The following is a 3,281-nucleotide window of genomic DNA, read 5'->3' on the forward strand; positions in this document are numbered from 1 at the left end:
ACGGTGAGTTCGGCGAGTTGCCGGCCGCTGGCCACATCCCACAGCCGCACCGTCCGATCGAAGCCGGCGGAGGCCAGCCGGGTGCCGTCCGGGGAGAACGCGACAGCCAAAACATCGCGCATCGGGGTCGGTATCACCACCGCGGCCGGATCACGGCCGGTGACCGCGGCACCAGCCAGCTCCGCCCGGACCAGGGCGGCCTGGTCCACTGGGCAGGACAGCAACACCGCACCCTGCCAACGACTGCTCGTCAGGACCGCACCGGTGAGATCCGCCCGGACCAGCCGGGCGCCGGTCAGAACCGCCCCGGACAGGTCCGCCCCGGACAGCGACGTGCGATCGAACACCGCGTGCGCCAGCGTCGCCTCCCGTAACACGGCGTCAGTCAACGTGCTGTGCAGCAGCCGGGCGCCGGTCAGATCCATCCCCGTCAGGTCCGCGCCCCGCAAATCCAGCCCGGACAGGTCTGCCCCCCGCAGCTCCCGCCCGCTGAACCCCTCCGGCGGAACATCCACCCCGAACCGGCGCGTCGGCCGGACCGGTGGGGACGGCAGGCGGGTGGCTGCCTCCCGGATCGCATCATCCACCCGCAGGATCAGGCGACTGCGTTTGAGCCAGCCCGCTCCGAGCGCCTCCGCGGCAGCCTCAGCGAGGTCGACGGCGAACGCGTGCGCCGACGGGTAGCGCGCGTCGATGTCCTCGTCCACCGCCCGCATGACCACCGCGGCCAGCGCCGGGTGCACACCGGTCAGCGGCCCGACGCGGGGACGTGCCGGCAGCTGCCCGGCGAACAACGAGTACAGCACCAGCCCGAGCGAGTACAGATCGGTCGCCGGGCCGAGCACGGCGAAGTTCCGCTGCTCCGGCGCCATCCAACCCGGCGTCCCGGTCCTCCCGAACACGGCGGTGTGCTTCAGCAGCTTCGCGATCCCAAAGTCGACAATCTTCAGGGTGCCGTCGTCGGCGAGGAGAAGGTTCGCCGGCTTGATGTCACGGTGCAGCACATCCTGGTTATGCACATACGCCAACGCGTCCCCGGCCGCCAGCCCGATCCCACACACCGTTTCCAGCGGGAGGCCGCGGCTGACTTTGTCCAGGGGCTTCCCGGCGACGAACTCCATGAACAACAGGAAGAGGCCCTCGACTTCCACCACGTCAAAGATGTTGACCACATGCGGATGGTTCAGCCCGGCCAGGATCTTCGCTTCGTCCCTGGCGCGCCGATCCCCGTCGGTATCCTCCACCGCTATCGCTTTGACCGCGACCAGCCGCTCCAACTGACCGTCCCGCGCCTGGAACACATCCCCGAAACCGCCACCGCCGAGCGTGCGGCCCAGCTCGTAGCGGTCGGGTAACGCCCGCTTCACACGGTCACTGTCTACCGGCACAGCCCTGCCGCTCCCCCCTGGCGACCGTGGAGGACCCCCGACGGTCCAAGCCGCCATCCTCTCCCCGGATGGGGTAACTGTAGCCAATCAGCCCCTACCGGCGGCAAGCTACCCACACCTTTGCAACGGGCAGGGACGACGCCGCTCCTGGGCCGGGGTATCGGGCACCGGAGTGACAGCAACCGCCGACAGCAACGCGAGCGGATGTCGGCGGAAGGCCACGGACGACGGAGGTCCGCCGCCTCAAGCTGGCGAACGTCGACAGACCTCCACGAACATCACAAACGAGACTTTGAATCCGCGGGTCGGTTCCCCGGTATCTACGCCGGGTCAGTTCCGGGGACAGCTTGGACGAACCCTGCCGCACCGCTTCCGCTCCTCGGCGCTTGGCGCGCCTGCGGTGCGGGTCGGCTTGCCATCGGGCATCGGTCGACGAGGTCGGCTCTCGATCTGCTGTAGCAACCGGTGTAGCAACAGCCACGGACGTTGGCGGACCACTGCGTATCTCAGCGGAATCCGCGACCTGGGCTGGGGCTGGTGAGGCAGGGGTCGGTCCGTGCCTTACAAGCGAGTGGTCGCAGGTTCGATCCCTGCCGCGCCCACGAGCTGGTTTCGCATGCTCGTTGATCTCCGATCAAGCCCGCCACCAGCCGCAGACCGGCAGCGGATACACCAGGGCGTAGTCCTCCGGACCCGCGGTCATGCCGCCCGCCCGTCCACATCCGGTGTCCACCCGTCCGGACCGTCGCCGACCAGATCGATCAGTTCGGCGACCGCCGGCACCGGATACCGACGCGCCATCCGCGCAATCTCGGCATCGTCGACCCAGGCCGCCCGGACCCGGACCGGGTCGGCTTGGCCGTCCAGGAGCACATAGCCGACCCCGGGCATGTCCTCGCCGATCTCGTCGGCCCGTGCCCCGCGGTCGCGGGCACCATCCCCGAGCACGAGATCGACCTGGTCGGCTTCGGTCATCCGCAGCGCCACCCGGACCGGGAACAGATCCCGGAACGGCAGCACCTCTTTCCGCGGATCCTGCACCGCCCCGATCACCCCCACGCCCGGTGCGCGGCCTTAACCTCGCGGCCCGGACCCGGCTCACCCTCACCTAGCTATCCGGGCTCCAGGGCGTCCCCGGTGTCGATGTCCGACTGCATGCCACGACGCTGTACAACTCGATCTACCGGTTCGACGCCGACATGCTCGTCAATACCCACGTCTACGGCGCGCCCGCCGCGCATTCCCCGGTTATCCACCTCCGTCAGACCGCCGGGGGGAGCCTGTTCGAGCATTACACCGCCAGTTTCGAGAAGGTCTGGGCCGTTACCGAAGGAGCTTGGTAGATCCGTGGCACGTATCGACTATTTCAACGACCCGAACGCCCCCGCCGCGAACAGCGTCGTCCCGTCGGTCACCGCCGTGGTCACCGACGAGCAGGGGCGCATTCTCATGGTCCACAAGACGGACAACGACCTGTGGGCGTTGCCCGGCGGCGGCATGGACCTCGGCGAGTCGATCGCGGACGCCGCCGTCCGCGAGACCAAAGAGGAGACCGGCATCGACATCGCGGTCACCGGCCTGATCGGGGTGTATACCAACCCCCGGCATGTGCTTGCCTACGACGACGGCGAGGTCCGCCAGCAGTTCTCGTTGTGCTTCACCACCCGGATGCTCGGCGGCACCCTGCGGACCAGCAGCGAAACCAAGGAAGTCCAGTTCGTCGCCCCCGACGACCTCGACACGTTGACCATCCACCCGTCCATGCGTTTGCGGATCGATCACTACCTCGAAGGACGGCCCACGCCCTACATCGGCTGATCGGCCGCCGCCAGCCGCGTGAACGTCCGATCGATCGAGGCCGCCAGCACCGGACGGGCACGGGCGATCGACCGT

The 3,281-nt window shown here is 68.7% G+C and carries 2 protein-coding genes and 1 pseudogene; 1 reads left to right on the plus strand and 2 read right to left on the minus strand.

Translation table 11 applies throughout. The features are described 5' to 3' along the window. Positions 1-1,367: protein kinase domain-containing protein (locus tag U9983_RS27335; RefSeq protein ID WP_322756770.1), on the minus strand; the 1,367-nt coding region annotated here is incomplete at its 3' end. A gap of 720 nt (positions 1,368-2,087) precedes the next feature. Beyond that, positions 2,088-2,462: pseudogene (locus U9983_RS27340) on the minus strand (cell division protein FtsK); the annotation flags it as partial. Positions 2,463-2,735: 273 nt separating this feature from the next. On the opposite strand from U9983_RS27340, the gene U9983_RS27345 reads away from it, so the two are divergent. Beyond that, on the plus strand, positions 2,736-3,206 hold the full coding sequence (locus tag U9983_RS27345) for an NUDIX domain-containing protein (RefSeq protein WP_322756771.1): 471 nt from the start codon (positions 2,736-2,738) through the stop codon (positions 3,204-3,206). Positions 3,207-3,281 lie beyond the last annotated feature (75 nt).

It is taken from the genome of Protofrankia sp. Cas3 (assembly GCF_963555955.1).
Classification (GTDB): domain Bacteria; phylum Actinomycetota; class Actinomycetes; order Frankiales; family Frankiaceae; genus Protofrankia.